Source organism: Curtobacterium sp. ME-Dv--P-122a, from assembly GCF_030209645.1.
Classification (GTDB): Bacteria; Actinomycetota; Actinomycetes; order Actinomycetales; family Microbacteriaceae; genus Curtobacterium; species Curtobacterium flaccumfaciens.
This window is the reverse complement of record NZ_JARVRO010000020.1, coordinates 22068-37343: the sequence shown is the minus strand read 5'-3', so window position 1 is coordinate 37343 and position 15276 is coordinate 22068. Positions and strand designations below refer to the sequence as shown.

Genomic DNA, 15276 nt, shown 5'->3' with positions numbered 1-15276 from the left:
GACCTGCCGGTCACGCTGTTCCAGATCCAGGACAAGGAGGACGGACCGGAGGCCCGGTGCCAGCTGGCACCGGGCCTCCGGTCCGGAGAGTGGTCGCGCCTACGGCGCCATGATCACCTGGGGCGTGCCTGTGGCGGCGGCCGGACCCATCTCGTCCGCGATGCGGTTCGCCTCGTTGATGAGTGTCTGGACGATCTCGGCCTCGGGCACGGTCTTGACGACCTGGCCCTTGACGAAGATCTGCCCCTTGCCGTTGCCCGAGGCGACGCCGAGGTCGGCCTCGCGCGCCTCGCCCGGGCCGTTCACGACGCAGCCCATGACGGCGACGCGGAGCGGGACGGTCATGCCCTCGAGCCCCTTCGTGACGTCGTTCGCGAGCTGGTACACGTCGACCTGCGCGCGACCGCAGCTCGGGCAGGAGACGATCTCGAGCTTGCGCTCGCGCAGGTTGAGCGACTGCAGGATCTGCAGGCCGACCTTGACCTCTTGCGCGGGCGGGGCGGAGAGCGACACGCGGATGGTGTCGCCGATGCCCTCGGCCAACAGGATGCCGAACGCGGTGGCGCTCTTGATCGTGCCCTGGAACTCCGGGCCGGCCTCGGTCACGCCGAGGTGCAGCGGCCAGTCGCCGGCGGCGGCGAGCTGCCGGTAGGCCTTGACCATCACGATCGGGTCGTTGTGCTTGACCGAGATCTTGAAGTCGTGGAAGTCGTGCTCCTCGAACAGGGAGGCTTCCCACACGGCGGACTCGACGAGCGCCTCGGGGGTGGCCTTGCCGTACTTCTGCAGCAGGCTCGGCTCGAGCGACCCCGCGTTCACGCCGATGCGGAGCGAGACGCCGGCGTCCTTGGCGGCCTTGGCGATCGCGCCGACCTGGTCGTCGAACTTGCGGATGTTGCCCGGGTTGACGCGGACGGCAGCGCAGCCGGCGTCGATCGCCTGGAAGACGTACTTCGGCTGGAAGTGGATGTCGGCGATCACGGGGATCTGCGACTTCTTCGCGATGATCGCCAGCGCGTCGGCGTCGTCCTGCGTGGGCACGGCGACCCGGACGATGTCGCAGCCCGAGGCCGTGAGTTCAGCGATCTGCTGCAGCGTCGCGTTGATGTTGGTGGTCTGCGTCGTGGTCATCGACTGCACGGACACCGGGGCGTCGCCGCCCACGAGCACCTTGCCGACCCGGATCTGCCGCGACTTGCGACGCGGAGCGAGGGTTTCGGGGGACTTGGGCATACCGAGGTTGACTGCGGGCACGTGAGCACTCTACGCGCTCGGTCTGACCGTGCCGGGTCCGGTCCCCGTACGTCCGTTCAGAGCTCCCTGACCGAGTCCACGACCGTGATCAGCGGGGCGTAGAGCCGCATCACCGCGAGTGCGCGGTCGTGGTCCTCGTCGCTGGCGCCGGCACAGGCGTCCGCCACGACGGTCACCGTCGCACCGGCGTCGGCCGCGGCCAGCGCGGTCGACAGCACGCAACAGTCGGTCGACACCCCCGTGAGCACCAGGTGCGGGTGGTCGCCGACGACGGCCTGGAGGCTCGTCCCCCACTTGCCGAAGGTCGGTTCCGTCACGACGGGGTCGTTCCGGTCCGCGGCGGCCGACGCGAACGGCTCGGTGAGCGCGTACAGCGGGTCGGCGTCCGGGACCAGTGCGAAGGGCCAGTCGCGGTAGTACGGCACCCACGCACCCGCGGGCTGCTCCGGGGCGACGAAGCGGGTGAACACCGTGCGGCCCGTGAACCGCGGCAGAAGCCGCTCGATGCCGGCGCCGACGTGGTCGTACCGCGGGGCGGCCCACGGGTTCTCGCCGGTGAAGACCTGCTGCATGTCGATCACGACGAGCCAGGCGTCGTCGGGGATCTCCGCGCTCATCGCAGGTCGTCCGGAGTGCTCGGTGCTCCCGGTGTGCTCAGGGCTTCCTGGCGGCGGATCGACCCGCGCGCGAACAGCAGCGTGCCGAGGAACCCGACGACCAGGGCGACGAGGACGCCGAGGTTCGCGTACGCCCAGGGGCCCTCGCGGCCACCGAGGCCGAACGGGCCGAGCAGGTAGCCCTGCCAGGTCAACCACGTGGGTGACGCCAGCGTGACGAGGCCCCACCCGAGCGCAGTGCCGACGACGACCAGGGCGATCGCGCCCCACCGGACGTCACCGTACCGGCCGCGGCGGTCGTCGAGCTCGGCCTCCGCGTAGGCGCGACGACGCAGCAGGACGTCGGCGACGAAGATGCCGGCCCAGACCGCGATCGGGACGCCGAGGGTGATCAGGAACGCCTGGAACGGGATGACGAACGACTCGGCGAAGAACGCGATGTAGATCGCCCCAGCCACCATGAACACGCCGTCGACCCCGGCGGCGACCGGCCGCGGGATCTTCACGCCGACGCTCAGCAGCGCGAGGCCCGACGAGTAGATGTCGAGGACCGCTCCCCCGACGAGCCCGAGGATCGCCACGATCGCGAACGGGATGAGGAACCAGATCGGCAGGATGGTGGTGAGCGCGCCGATCGGGTCGTCCTGGATGGCAGCGTTCAGGTCCGGCGACGACCCGGCGAGCAGGACGCCGAAGACCACGAGGATCGCCGGGGCCAGCGCGCCGCCGAAGGTCGTCCACCCGACGACCCCACCGGTGGACGCGGCCCGCGGCAGGTACCGCGAGTAGTCGGCAGCCGCGTTCACCCAGCCGAGGCCGAAGCCGGTCATCACCAGGACCAGGGCCCCGATGACCTGCTGACCGCTGCCGGAGGGCATCGCGGCGATCGCGGCGAAGTCGATGGAGGGCACCGCGAGCACGATGTAGACGACGGTGAGCACCCCCGTGATGACCGTGATCCAGGTCTGCAGGCGCATGATCACGTCGAAGCCCGCGACGCCGGCCCCGACCACGAGCGCCGCGACGACGACCAGCGCGACGACCTTCGTCAGCACCCCGCCGTCCCAGCCGAGCTCGGTGAAGACCGTCGAGGTCGCCAGGACCGCCAGGGCGGCGAGCGAGGTCTCCCACCCGACGGTGAGGATCCAGCTGAGGAACGAGGGCACCCGGTTGCCCCGCACGCCGAAGGCCGCACGACTCAGCACCATCGTCGGCGCCGACCCCCGCTTGCCGGCGATCGCGACGACGCCGCACAGCAGGAACGAGAACACCACCCCGACGACCGAGACGGCGGTGGCCTGCCAGAAGGAGATGCCGAACCCGATGACGAATGCCCCGTAAGCGATGCCGAGCACAGAGATGTTGGCGGCGAACCACGGCCAGAACAGTCCCCGTGGGGTGCCCTTCCGGTCGGACTCGGCGATGACGTCGAGGCCCTGGCGCTCGACGGTGCGAACCTCGGGAGGGTTCGGGGCGGCTGTGGTCATCCGCTGAGCGTAGCGCCGGAGCGACTACCCGAACAGGTTCACCGGCCGCACGATGTCGGCGTAGATGAGCAGCGCGCTCATGCCCGCCAGCAGCACCACGACGACCATCGTCAGGGGCATCGTCTTCGCCAGGTCGATGGGCCCCGGGTCCGCCTTGCCGACGAGCTTGAACGACCGTCGTTTGATCGCTTCCCAGAGCGCACCCGCGATGTGTCCGCCGTCGAGCGGCAGCAGCGGCACCATGTTCAGCACGAACAGGCCGATGTTGAGCGAGGCCAGCAGCCCGAGGATCGTGTACGCCTTGTCGACCACGGGGACGCCGCTCATCGACGAGACCTCGCCGATCGCGCGGCCCACGCCCACCACCGACACGGGGCTGTCCTGTGACCGCTCCTGGGCACCGAACGCGGCGTTCCACACGGCGACCAGGCGCTGCGGCAGGTCGATGATCAGGTGCGCCGACGCCGCGATCTGGGCGCCGGTCGCCGGCAGCACCTCGGCCGGGGACTGCCGCACCAGGGACTGCCCGATGCTGACGCCGACCACGCCGACGCGCTGGGTCTTCGTGGTGCCGTCGTCGTTCTTGACGACCTTGCCCTCGGCGTCGTAGACGTCGCGGGTGGCGGTCGTCGGGGTGATCTCGAGGGTCTTGCGGGCACCGTCGCGCTCGACGACCACGGTGACCTGGTCACCGGCGGACTCCTGGAAGACCTCGGAGACGCGGCTGATGGTGGGGTCCTGCTCACCGTTCACCGAGAGCACGACGTCGCCGGACTCGATGCCCGCCTGCTTCGCCGGGGACACCGCGTCGCCGGGCGAGCACTCGGTCGTCCGGCTGTTCGGCAGCACGCACCCCACGCTCGACGTGAAGGTCGTTGTCGGCGCCCCGAACCCGCACAGCAGCACACCGAACAGCACGATGCCGATCACCAGGTTCATCGCCGGGCCCGCGACCATCACGATGATCCGCTTCCACGGCGTCAGGCGGTAGAAGGCGCGGGAGTCGTCACCGCCGGAGTCCGCGATCTGCTCGGCGCTGGCCTGGCGGGCGTCCTGCACGAACGCGCCGTACATGCCGGTGTTCGTGATGGCGTTCGCCCGGCCCGAGGCGCGCGGCTTGAGCATGCCGACCATCGAGATGTACCCACCGAGCAGGATCGGGCGGATCCCGTACTCGGTCTCACCCCGCTTGAACGACCACATCGCCTTGCCGAAGCCCAGCGAGTACTGCGTCACCTTGACGTTGAAGAGCTTCGCGAAGGACAGGTGCCCCAGCTCGTGGAGTCCGATCGAGACCAGCAGGCCGATGATGAAGACGACCACGCCGAGGACGAAGAGCAGGACGGATTCGACGGTCACCGGGAAAGAGTACGGGACTGATTCCATGACGGAGCCGAGCGCCGTCTGAGAGGTGATCTGGGCCTCCAGGCCTGTGCGTCACGTCCGCGGTCTGCCGCCTCCGCGTCGGACGGGAGGCGCCACTCGCGTCAGCGGGTCAGCGCGCGGTCCGCAGCGGTGCGGGCCCACTGCTCCGCGGCGAGCACGCCGTCGAGTGACGGCTCCCCCGCGGTGTGCTCCTCGACGACGCGCTCGACCGTGTCGACGATGTCCAGGAAACCGATCGCGCCGGCGTGGAACGCGGCGACGGCTTGCTCGTTCGCGGCGTTGAACACGGCCGGGAACGTCCCGCCCAGCTCGCCCACTCGCTTGGCGAGGGCGACGGCGCCGAAGGCGTCCTGGTCGAGCGGCTCGAACGTCCACGTGCTCGCGGTCGTCCAGTCGAGCGGCACGCCGACGCCGGGCACCCGGTCCGGCCAGGCCAGGCCGAGCGCGATCGGTAGCCGCATGTCCGGCGGCGACGCCTGGGCGATGGTGGAACCGTCGACGAACTCGACCATCGAGTGCACGATCGACTGCGCGTGCACGGTGACGTCGATGCGGTCGTACGGCACGTCGAAGAGCAGGTGGGCCTCGATGACCTCGAGCCCCTTGTTGACCAGGGTCGCGGAGTTCGTCGTGACGACGAGACCCATGTCCCAGGTCGGGTGCGCCAGCGCCTGGGCGGGGGTGACGTCACGGAGCTGCTCGCGGGTGCGCCCACGGAACGGACCGCCGCTCGCCGTCAGGACGAGCCGCTGCACCTCGGCGTCGGCGCCGGAGCGCAGCGCCTGCGCGATGGCGGAGTGCTCGCTGTCCACGGGCACGATCTGCCCGGGCGCCGCGGCCTGCTGCACGAGGGAGCCGCCGACGATCAGGCTCTCCTTGTTCGCGAGGGCGAGCACGGCGCCGGTCTCGAGGGCCGCGAGCGTCGGGCCGAGGCCGACCGAGCCGGTGATGCCGTTCAGGACGACGTCGGCCTCGACGCTCCGGACCAGCTGCTCCGAGTCGGCCGCGCCGAACGCCGTGTCGCGGACGCCGAACCGGGCGGCCTGTTCGGCGACGACGTCGCGGTTGCTGCCGGCGGTGAGCCCGACGACCTCGAACCGATCGGGGTTGCGGGCGACGACGTCGAGCGCCTGGGTGCCGATCGAGCCGGTGCTGCCGAGGACGACGATCCGCCGACGGTCCGGACCGGTGGTGCCGAGGCGGCCGTCCGTCACGGTCAGCCCTTGGCGAGGATGTCGACAACGAAGACGAGCGTGGCGTTCTTCGGGATGCCCGAGCCCTCCTGCGGGTTCGCGCCGTAGGCGTCCTCCGGCGTGGCGACGATCAGGACCTGCGAGCCGACCTTCTGCCCGACGAGCCCGGTGACGAAGCCCTTGATGAGCGCGCTCTCCGACACGGTGAAGGTGGTGGGGACACCCTTCGACCACGAGGAGTCGAACTCCTTGCCGGTGTCGTAGACGACGCCCTTGTACTGCACGAGAGCGGTGTCGCCGTCGGCGATCTCGGTGCCGTCGCCCTGCTTGAGCACCTCGACCGTGGTCTTCGTGGGCGCCTTCACGCCGTCGGGGACCGTGATCTCCGGCTCGCCCGAGGCCTTGTCCTTGACCGTGGGCAGGCCCGGGTCCTGGTCCTGCGGGGTGCCGGTCGCCTTGGTCGGGGTCTGCGCGACGACGTCGGCGACCACGACGATCTCACCGCCGGTGTTGAAGCCGAGTGCGGAGGACTGTCCGACCGCGGCGACGCGGTCGCCCACCTTCGAGCAGGCGAGGAGCGCACCGAAGCCCGATCCGCCGACGGAGAGCACCTGCGGGTTGCCCTCGTCGAAGCCGACGGTGCCGAGCTTCTTGGCGTCCGAAGCCTCGTACACGCTGTAGGAGACCTGCGCGTAGTCGCCCTCGTCGAGCGCCGCGCCCTTGCCCTTCACGAGGCGGGTGGCCTGCGGCGTCTTGGCGGACAGGCCGGACGAGAACTTCACGGTCGGGGCCTTCGGTCCGCCGAACGACCCGGTCGCCTTGATGGCATCGGACGACTTGCCCGGGTCGGGGCAGGAGGTGATCGCCGAGGCCGTGGCACTGGCCGACGGGGTCGGCGAAGCCGAGGACCCGTTCGAACCGGAGCCGGAGCAGGCGGCGAGTCCCAGCACGACGGCGGGGACGATGGCGATCGGGAGCAGGCGGAGACGCTTCACGAGGACCTAGTCTGCCCCACCTGTCGAAGAGTCCCCTGCCAATGACGCAGGTCGGACGACCAGCTGCGGCTCGTGGTGCACCGGGAACGCCACGGACCGCGCGATGAAGCAGAGCTCGTTCGCGGTGACGTGTGCGGCTTCGGCGTCCGCGACCCGGTCGGCTTCGAGGATGGTGACGACCGGGTGCAGGGTCGCCTCGGTCAGTTCACCCGAACCGTCGCGGTTCAGGCGGAGCGACGCGGTCGCGGTGTCCTGGTAGTCGACGACGGTGAAGCCCTTCGTCACCGCGACGTGCAGGTAGCTGAGCATGTGGCACTGGGCCAGCGCCGCGACCACCATCTCCTCGGGGTTCCAGCGGTCACGGTCCCCGCGGAACGTCGGGTCGGCGGAGCCGGGGACGTCCGGCTTGCCGGTCGCGGAGACCACGTGTTCGCGGCCGTAGTCGCGGTACCCGGAGGTGCCGGTCCCGCGGTCGCCGGTCCAGCTGACGGAGACCTCGTAGGAGTGGTCGTGCACGGGTGCGCCCCTTCGCCTTGGCTAGCATGGCGGCATGACGGTGAGCCCCGAAGTCCGCAGTGATCGCCATCCTCTCACCGCCGACGGTTCCGTCGAGCTGGCGGTGCTCGAACGCTCAGGGTTCGACGAGAGCCGGCACGTCGGCGCCGGCGTCGTCGTCGACGCGAGCGGCACCGTGATCGACTCCGTGGGCGACGTGACCGCGAGCATCTACCCGCGTTCCACCATGAAGCCGTTCCAGGCCCTGGCCGTCCGCCGTGCCGGTGCACTGTTCTCCGACGAGGAACTCGTCCTCACCACCGCGAGCCACGCCGGTACCGCGGCCCACCAGGCGCTCGCCCTGCACATGCTCGAGTCCTTCGACCACGTCGAATCCGACCTCGGCTGCCCGCCCGACATGCCCTTCGACCGCGGGACCGCCCGGACGATGGACGGCCCCCGCCGACTGGCGATGAACTGCTCCGGCAAGCACGCCGGCATGCTCGCGGCCTGCCGGGTGAACGGGTGGGACGAAGCCACGTACCTCGACATCGAGCACCCGCTGCAGCAGCGGGTGCGTGCCGTGGTCGAGGAGTACACGAACGAGACCGTCGACCTGGTCGGCACGGACGGCTGCGGCGCCCCCGTCTTCCCGCTCACCCTGACGGGGCTGGCACGCGGGTTCGCCGGTGTCGTGGCACGGGCCGACGACGACTCCGCCGCGCTGACCGACGCGGTCCTGGCGCACCCGTGGGCGATCGACGGCGTCGGACGCGCGAACACCGTCACCATCGAGCGACTGCAGGTGCTGGCGAAGCTCGGTGCCGAGGGCGTCATGGTCATGGGGTTGCCCGGAGGCGCGGCCGTGGCCGTGAAGGTGCTCGACGGCTCGCAGCGCGCCGGCACCCTGGCGGCCCTGGCGCTGCTCGAGCGGAACGGACTCGTCGCGTCGGACGGGGTGGCCGAGGTGCTCGAAGCGACCGGTGAGCGGGTGCTCGGCGGTGGCGTGCCCGTCGGCGCGGTGCGGGTCGGCGCCGGGTTGCGCTGATCGTTGGTCGGCGCTGATCGAGGGGCAGCGCCGGTCAAGGGTCGGCGCTGGTCAAGGGTCAGCGCTGGTCAAGAGTCGGCGGTGGTCATCGATCGGCGCTCACGGGGTCGGGGACGAGGACCGGCAGCGCCGGGGACACCCGGACGACCGCGTGGTCGTCGGGTTGACGGACGGAGCAGCCGTACCGTGAGATCTCGACGGTGACGTCCCGCTGACGAGGCGCCGATCCGAGTCCGGCCACGAGCACCACGGAGCCGTGCGGTCGGCCGTCGGAACCCATCCGCACCGCGACCGAGGTCCCCGACGGCAGGGCGTGCACTGACAGGCTGCTCGCTGCCCGGGTGCTCGCTGACCGGGCGCTCGGGGCTGGATCGGCACTGCTGGTCCCCACGGCGTCGAGGCCCTCGGGAGCAGCAGCCCAGCGCAGGTCCTCGTCGGTGTGGACGGCAGCGGCTCGGAGCTGCTCGGCGAGCCCGCGGAACACCGCGACGGCGAGTGCTCCGGCACCGACGACCACGACGTGGGACGCGGCGTCGACCCGGAGTACGCGGCCGCCCGGACCGTGCCCGAGGACGAGTGCCGGCGTGCCGTCGCCGTCCTCGGGAACGGCGCCCACCAGCGTTTCCGGCGCACCGAGCGGTTCTGGCTCGGCGGGCTGGTCCGGTCCGCGCGGAGCGACGACCGCGACCGGGTCCGGGTCCGGCGAGGCCGAACGGTGCAGCACCACGTCGACCAGCGCGCAGCACGCACCCGCGCCGAGCAGGACGCCCTGCCCCGCGCCGCTGATCGGCGCGAGGACGCCGGCCACGACGAGCGCGACCGCGGCCCCCACGATCACGCAACGTGCGGTGAACCGGGACATGCCCCCATCGCACCAGGAACGAGCAGCTCAGCGCTGGCCCGGGGCCCGATCTGTGGAGAAGTCGCCTACTGCACCAGGAAGAACTGCTCACCGATGTCGACGCGGGCGCCACGCTCGACGCGGTATCGCCGACCGGGCTCGCAGCGACGGATCGATCCGTCGATGTGCCGGACGACCGTGCCGTTGCCGGAGAACCGGTCGGAGACCCACAGGTCGTCGCCGTCGCGGCCGAGCTCGAGGTGCGTCTTCGACACGGACTTGCCCGGGTCGTGCACGGTCAGCAGATCGTCGTAGCGCTCCCCCGGCTGCGGTCGCGGCAGCCGGCCGAGCAGGCCCGTGCCGTGGACGCCGAGCCGCTCACCCGTGCTGAAGTGCAGCACGAACGGTGCCCGGGTCGGGGTCTTCGCGACGATGCGGGTCTCGTCGACGTCCTCGTCGAGGTCGTCGAGCGCGCCGGCCGCTGCGAGCGACTCCGACCGGTCGACGGGCGGGAGCGGCAGCGCGGGTCCGGTCGCTCCCGGGATCGGGGGCAGCGGTGCAGCGGAGGGCACGCCCGCGGTGTCGGCGGACGGTGCCGAGGAGGGGACGGTGGCGGAACCGGGCACCGGCGGGATCGGCGTGCGCGGCACGGCGGACGCCTCGGTCGGCGGCTCGGGCTCGGTCACCGGGGCAGCGTGCGCTCCGCGGGGACGTCGGCCGGCATCGGACTGCTCGACCTCGGCGCGGAGGGACTCGTCGTCCACCGGGATCTCGTCGTCCGGCTCGTCGCCTGCAGCGCGCTCGTCGGACTCGTTCGGACCCGCGGGCACGGCCGGATCCGCGTCGGGCTCGTCCGGCTCGTCCGCAGCGTTGCCCGCGTCGGAGGCCTGCGTGCCGTCGGACTCCTCGGCGGCCCAGTCGGGTCGGGTCATCGGCAGCGGCATCACCGGGCCGGTGAAGGCCGCGGTGACCGCCGGACGGACGGCTCCGCACTCGCCGCAGAAGATGTCGTCGGGTTCGAGCCGGTTGCCGCAGACGTGGCAGATGGTCGTCTCGTGCATGCCCGGGGTGACGAGCGGGGCCGGACGGGGCGGTCGACGGTCGATCAGCGGCTCGACCACGGCGGTGTCCCCGGGCTGCGGGGGCGACACGACGGGCGGCTGGTCGTCGGTGGCGCTCGTCTCCGACGCGGCCACGATCGCCTCGTCGGGCTCCGGCTCGGAGGCGTCCCGGGCACCCTGTGCGTCCTGGGCTTCCTGTGCGTCCCGGGGTTCCTGGCCGTTCTGTGCGTTCTGGGCTTCCTGCGCGCCGAGTTCGTCGGGCGCAGGAGCCGTAGCATCCTGTTCGGGATCAGGTTCGGCGGGTGCTCCCGGCATCGGCGGGACGACTGGCTCGGCGGGCGCCTCGGCAGCAGGGGTACCGCGACCGACCCACCAGGACGGACCGGCGGGTGCCGCCGGGGGTGCGGTGGCAGCGGGCGGCGCCCACACCGGCACGGAGGGCTCGGCAGCTGGCTGCGGCTCGACGGGCTGGGGCATGACGGGCTGGGACTCGACGGGCTGTCGCGCCGCCTGGTCCGAGACCGACGACGGAGCATCGCGGATCGGGTCCTCGGGCGTCTCGGGGCGACCGGGAGCCGGGGCGATGCGGGTGCGCTCGGGGTCGTCGGCATCGAGGGCTTCGGACGGGTACGCGTCGGGGTCGAGGGGAGGCTCGGACTCGCCCGGCGCGCCCGACCAGTCCGCGAGCCCGGACCCGGCACCGTGCACGTGGGAGGGGGCCTGGCGCGGCGCGAAGTCGTCGGGACGCTGCACCGGCACGGGTACCGGCGGTTCGGTCCCCCGACGGTCGGCACCGGTGAGCCAGGCACGCGTGGCGGGGTCGAGCGTGGCTTCGGGCAACCAGGCGTCGGAGGCCGGGTCGGACCGTCGGCCGTGGGCGTCGGGCTGCTGCAACGGTGGCGGTGGTGCCTGTTCGACGGGGGTCGGCGCGACCGGGCGACGGCTCGCGGCGGCGGTGACCGCGCGTCCGCACTCACCGCAGAAGATCGCTCCGTCCGGGAGCATCGATCCGCAGTGTTCGCATCTGATCACGTGGTGCCTCTGTCCTCACTCGGCCGTCCACGACGCTCGTCCGGCCTCTGGACATCGTAGTCGCCGCGCCCCGACGCAGCCTGGCGGTCGGTCCTCCGACGGGACCGTGCCGTCGGACGGCGTCCCGTTCCCCGCAGGGACCGGAGCGAGACGGCGGTGCGGAACCGCTCCCGCCGGGTCCGCCCCGTCCGGAGCGAACCGATCGCATCGTCGGTCGCCGCCCACATGCGGTCGGCGGTGGTCTGGTCGGCGTCACTCGGACCGAACACCGCACGGTCGGCCAGCGCGGCCAGTCCGGTGCCACCGTCGCCCGGTGCACCGACCACGGCTTCGCGTCGGGTTGCTGCCTGCCGCACGTCGTGCCCGCGGTCGAGCAGTGCGTCGCGGTACTCGTCCCAGGCACCGACGATGCGGCCGCGGGGCGTGGTGGCGTTCCGCCGTCGGCGGCGCCGCAGTCGCTTCAGCAGCACGATCACGGCGAACGGCAGCAGGACGAGCGCGACCACGCCGAGCGTCCCGAGGGCCCAGGGCAGCACCGCGAGCAGGATCTGGAGCCAGAGCGGCTGCACCGGCGGCGTGTTCCGGTCGCTCTCGGGGGGCGTCTGCTGGTCCTGATCCTGCCGGTCGACCGGGGGCGGCGGCACCACCGTCTCCGGTCGGGTGACCGGCTGCGGGGTCTGCTGCTGCTCGTTCGGGATCTCGCGCACCTCGGGGTTGGGGTTGAGCATCACCCATCCCCACTGCGCGGTGTCCACCTCGATGCGGGCCGTGACGTCGGACCCACGGAAGGTCGTCGTCCCGCCACGCGCTGCGGTGCCGTCGCGGCCCGAGTCTCCCCCGGCCGTGAAGCCCATCACGACCCGTGCCGGGAACCCGATCTCGTCCGCCATCAGTGCAGCCGCCGCGGCGTACTGCTCCTGGTCCCCGATCATCAGGGGTGCGGTGAGCAGCTCCTGGACACGGTCGGCACCGTGACCGGACCGACTCATCCGGTCGTCGCCGACACCGTGGCTGACGTACCCGTTCCGCTGCAGGGACTGCACCGCGGCGAGGAGCTTCGCACCGGGTGCCGACACGTCCTTCGTCGTGGACTCCACGGTGTCGCGCACGGCGTCGGGGACGTCCCGTGCGGTGGGCACGGCGGCGCTCCCCGGCCGGGCGGTGGCCAGCTGCCGTTCCGTCGGCTGGTCGGGCAGCACCGCCGTCAGGTCGTAGGACGTGCCGTCCCCCACTCCGCCGACCACGGCGCCGGTGCCGGTCGATCCGTTGTAGAAGAAGGCGCCGCGCTCGTCGTCGGCGTCCTGCCCGGTGAACGCCACGCGCTCCAGGTCACCGACCGTCGGCAGCCACACACCGCGGTACCCGTCGACCGTCACACCGACGTCGACCGTGGTGCCCCGGACGCCGCGGACGTCGACCGCGGTCGGCACACGTTCGAAGGTGCCCGAGCCGGCCGAACCGTCGGCCCCGCCGACGCGGTAGACGACGCCGTCGTAGGTGTCGAGCGTCGCGATGCGGACGAACCCGCCCTCGGGCAGGCCGGTCACCCGGAGCTGGGTCGCGTCCGAGGCGGTGGACTCCTCGTAGGCGCGGAACCCGCTGAGCGGACTGACGTAGTCGCGTGGGTCGAACGGCTTCACGACGTCGGTGCGTGCGACGGTGCGCTCACCCGACGGAGGTGCCACCAGGCCGAGTCCTGTCGCGACGACCGCCGCGGCCACGATGGTGCCGGTTCCCACGAGGGCGGGGCGGACGATCGACCGCGCGACCGGCACGCGTGCACCGATGGTGGTCGCCACCGCGACGGCGCGACGCGCGTGCCGCACGGTCAGCGCCCAGACGAGGGCGAGGCCGACAAGGACGACCGCCGTCACGATCGACGTGTCGAGCCGGCTCGGCCCGACGACGACCCCCACCGCGAAGAGCACCAGTGCCGGGATGCTCGCGAGTTCCTGCCTGGAGGCGCGGGTCGCCACGCTCACGGCGGTCACCGCCGCCACGAGCAGCGTCACGGAGTAGGGCACGAGGAGCGCTTCGTAGGACCCCACCGGCAGGCTGATGGTCACCAGCTGCTTCCAGCCGAGGGCGACGCCGGCGAAGAGGTCGAGGAGTCCGCGGCCGGTGGGCAGCAGGCCGTTGGCCTGACTCGGCACGGCGGCGGGGACGCCCGTGAGCGTGAAGGCGGCGACGGTCGCGATCGCCACGACGGCCGTCGGGAGCCGGAACAGGGTGCCGAGGAGCGCGACGACCGTCCCGATGACGATCGCGGTCACCGCGGCGGTGATCATCGCGCCGTCCCGGTACACCGGCCACCAGGACGTGCTCGCGACGGCCAGCAACAGCCAGACCGCCAGTGTGCCGCCGGCGAGCCGGAACGGCACGAGCCGCCGTGCGTCGCGTCGGTCGGAACGTCGGGTCGAGCGTCTCGCCCGGTCCGCGGCCGGGGCCGGGGTGGTCACCGGTGCGGCGCTCATGCTGCCGACGCCGATCGGTGCAGGGCGTGCCGGAGGTCGTCCAGGTAGCCGATGGTCATCACCGTCAGACCCGCGACGCGCAGGAACCGCGGCTGGGCCTCGGGCTCGCAGATCACCGCGACGACCTCCACCCCGACGGGGAACCGGGTGGCGGCGAGTCGCAGGGCGGGCAGGCCGACGGTCGACCCCACCACGAGGAACGCGACGGAGATGCCATCGGTGTCGCTGCCGACGATCCGGGAGACCTCGGCGATCGGCAGGCACGCGTCGGCGAGGCCGACCGAGGCGAAGTCGTCGAGCAGGCGCGTCGGCGTGACGGTGGGGAGCGTCCGCACGGCGTACACGGCACGCTTCGCGAACTCGGGCGTGCGCTGCGACACCACGACCGAGACCTCACGGCCGTCGCGGATCGCCCGCGCACCGAGGGACGCGGCCGCGCTGACCGCGAGCTCGAACTCCTCGTCGTCGGCGAACTCACCACGGGCGATGCCGAGCGCGACGACGAGGTGCGAGCGACGGGTGTCCTCGAACTGCCGGACCATGAGCGCGCCGGACTTGGCGGTCGACTTCCAGTGGATGGTGCGCGGATCGTCGCCGGGCATGTACTCGCGGATGGCGTGGAAGGCGATGTCCGCCGGTGACAGGTCCGTCGTCGCCTGCCCCTCGAGGTCGCGCACCAGGCCTGTGCTCGTCGACGGGATCGCGATGGTGCGCGGGTGCACGATGACCTGCTCACGGGCGGTCCAGACGAGCTCGCGGCGCACGAGTCCCACCGGGTCGGCGCGGACACCCGTCACAGGACCGACGTCGAGCACCCCGCGGCGGAGCGTCGGGACCGGGACCTCCCGCTCGAAGGTGCCGTGCGGACCGATGGCCGGGATGGCGACGTCGACCAGGCCGGATCCGACCGGGACCTCGACCGTGGTCGGCACCGACGGCAGGCGCGTGGGGTTCTCGGCCGTGATGATCACGCCGGCGTCGTCGCCGACCGCCACACGGTGCTGCGGCAGCCGCATCCGGATCGCCAGCCGCGACCGGCCGATCAACGCCACCGCGGCGACCACCGCGAGCACGGCGCCGGCGAACCCGACGACGACGATCTCCCGCAGGCCGAACCGGTAGCCGGACACGAACGCGACGAGCGTCAGGGCGGCGACCGTCCACCCGAGCCCGGTGACGACGGACGAGACCTCGCCCCAGAGACGCAGGACGAGCCTCCAGGCCGTTGCCCAGAGCCGGACGATCCCGATGACCGCATCCGCTGCGACGCCCTCGCGGTCGCCGACGATGCGCGTCCGGACGTTGGTCATGCCGGTGACCGTCCCCGTGCGCTCGTACGCCGTCGTGCCACGACGCGACCGCGTCGAGGACGGACGGCGCGAGCGCGTGGAGA

Annotated in this window: 12 protein-coding genes; 1 reads left to right on the top strand and 11 read right to left on the bottom strand. The window is 72.3% G+C overall.

The annotated features are described in order from the left end of the window. Positions 1-99: 99 nt before the first annotated feature. From ispG to QRN49_RS17910, 7 genes are all read right to left on the bottom strand, one after another. The gene (ispG, locus tag QRN49_RS17940; RefSeq protein WP_171907786.1) at positions 100-1254 is read right to left on the bottom strand and encodes a flavodoxin-dependent (E)-4-hydroxy-3-methylbut-2-enyl-diphosphate synthase; all 1155 of its coding nucleotides are present in this window, start codon (positions 1252-1254) and stop codon (positions 100-102) included. A gap of 56 nt (positions 1255-1310) precedes the next feature. Beyond that, positions 1311-1871 (bottom strand): cysteine hydrolase family protein, encoded by a 561-nt coding sequence (locus QRN49_RS17935; protein WP_284757027.1) that lies wholly within the window; start codon positions 1869-1871, stop codon positions 1311-1313. Continuing rightward, positions 1868-3358, bottom strand: coding sequence for a purine-cytosine permease family protein (locus QRN49_RS17930; protein ID WP_209081275.1), 1491 nt, complete (start codon positions 3356-3358; stop codon positions 1868-1870). Before QRN49_RS17930 ends, QRN49_RS17935 begins: the two co-directional genes overlap by 4 nt. Before the next feature lie 24 nt (positions 3359-3382). Continuing rightward, positions 3383-4717: a M50 family metallopeptidase gene (locus QRN49_RS17925; RefSeq protein ID WP_284757024.1), complete on the bottom strand. Its 1335-nt coding sequence runs from the start codon at positions 4715-4717 to the stop codon at positions 3383-3385. 128 nt (positions 4718-4845) lie between these two features. Next, a complete protein-coding gene (gene dxr, locus QRN49_RS17920; protein WP_284757022.1) occupies positions 4846-5958 on the bottom strand; it encodes a 1-deoxy-D-xylulose-5-phosphate reductoisomerase in 1113 nt (370 codons plus the stop codon). Between the two features lie 2 nt (positions 5959-5960). After that, on the bottom strand, positions 5961-6932 hold the full coding sequence (locus tag QRN49_RS17915) for an FKBP-type peptidyl-prolyl cis-trans isomerase (RefSeq protein WP_071404621.1): 972 nt from the start codon (positions 6930-6932) through the stop codon (positions 5961-5963). Between the two features lie 6 nt (positions 6933-6938). After that, positions 6939-7448: an OsmC family protein gene (locus QRN49_RS17910; protein WP_071404620.1), complete on the bottom strand. Its 510-nt coding sequence runs from the start codon at positions 7446-7448 to the stop codon at positions 6939-6941. Positions 7449-7482: 34 nt separating this feature from the next. Between QRN49_RS17910 and QRN49_RS17905 the strand changes: the two genes are divergently transcribed. Continuing rightward, on the top strand, positions 7483-8475 hold the full coding sequence (locus QRN49_RS17905) for an asparaginase (protein WP_284757020.1): 993 nt from the start codon (positions 7483-7485) through the stop codon (positions 8473-8475). Positions 8476-8560: 85 nt separating this feature from the next. On the opposite strand, the gene QRN49_RS17900 is transcribed toward QRN49_RS17905, so the two are convergent. The 4 genes from QRN49_RS17900 to QRN49_RS17885 form a co-directional block, all read right to left on the bottom strand. Next, a complete protein-coding gene (locus QRN49_RS17900; RefSeq protein WP_284757019.1) occupies positions 8561-9337 on the bottom strand; it encodes a hypothetical protein in 777 nt (258 codons plus the stop codon). A gap of 65 nt (positions 9338-9402) precedes the next feature. Further along, positions 9403-11409, bottom strand: a complete 2007-nt coding sequence (locus QRN49_RS17895; RefSeq protein WP_350309140.1) for a zinc-ribbon domain-containing protein — start codon at positions 11407-11409, stop codon at positions 9403-9405. Continuing rightward, positions 11406-13883, bottom strand: a complete 2478-nt coding sequence (locus QRN49_RS17890) for a TgpA N-terminal domain-containing protein (RefSeq protein WP_284757017.1) — start codon at positions 13881-13883, stop codon at positions 11406-11408. The genes QRN49_RS17895 and QRN49_RS17890 overlap by 4 nt, the downstream gene beginning before the upstream one ends. Further along, entirely contained in the window at positions 13880-15193 is a 1314-nt protein-coding gene (locus QRN49_RS17885) for a DUF58 domain-containing protein (RefSeq protein WP_284757014.1), read from the bottom strand. Before QRN49_RS17885 ends, QRN49_RS17890 begins: the two co-directional genes overlap by 4 nt. Between the last annotated feature and the right edge of the window lie 83 nt (positions 15194-15276).

What these genes read in the sequence shown, in the direction of transcription:
- QRN49_RS17905 (WP_284757020.1), top strand. Translation starts at nt 7,483, where the DNA reads ATGACGGTGAGCCCCGAAGTCCGCAGTGATCGCCATCCTCTCACCGCC.
- QRN49_RS17890 (WP_284757017.1), bottom strand. Translation starts at nt 13,883, where the DNA reads ATGAGCGCCGCACCGGTGACCACCCCGGCCCCGGCCGCGGACCGGGCG.
- QRN49_RS17900 (WP_284757019.1), bottom strand. Translation starts at nt 9,337, where the DNA reads ATGTCCCGGTTCACCGCACGTTGCGTGATCGTGGGGGCCGCGGTCGCG.
- QRN49_RS17885 (WP_284757014.1), bottom strand. Translation starts at nt 15,193, where the DNA reads ATGACCAACGTCCGGACGCGCATCGTCGGCGACCGCGAGGGCGTCGCA.
- QRN49_RS17935 (WP_284757027.1), bottom strand. Translation starts at nt 1,871, where the DNA reads ATGAGCGCGGAGATCCCCGACGACGCCTGGCTCGTCGTGATCGACATG.
- QRN49_RS17930 (WP_209081275.1), bottom strand. Translation starts at nt 3,358, where the DNA reads ATGACCACAGCCGCCCCGAACCCTCCCGAGGTTCGCACCGTCGAGCGC.